The organism is Gemmiger formicilis, assembly GCF_018784445.1.
Taxonomy (GTDB): Bacteria; Bacillota; Clostridia; order Oscillospirales; family Ruminococcaceae; genus Gemmiger.
On sequence record NZ_WQOH01000095.1, the window covers coordinates 1 to 202 of the forward strand.

Here is a 202-nt window from a genome sequence, read left to right on the forward strand (position 1 = left end):
ACTGTAATTTTAGCAGCTTGCTTCACAGGCTTTCTGCTTCCGAAGTACAAAGAAGCAATGCCGGATAATCCGCTGACGAGTAGGATAAGTCCGTTTACCTTTAAGGACAGTTCTACAATGCCAAAAGTGAATGTTTCTCCAAAAGCTGCCCTGACCACACTTAACAACAGAGCAGACAGCAGTATGCCGACAACCAATCCCA

At 45.0% G+C, this 202-nt stretch carries 1 protein-coding gene; it reads right to left on the reverse strand.

Annotation, left to right across the window (positions count from 1 at the left end; genetic code table 11):
• Window positions 1–202, reverse strand: a 202-nt coding sequence (locus tag GPK89_RS16855; protein WP_215694469.1) for a hypothetical protein, incomplete at both ends; no start/stop codon positions are given.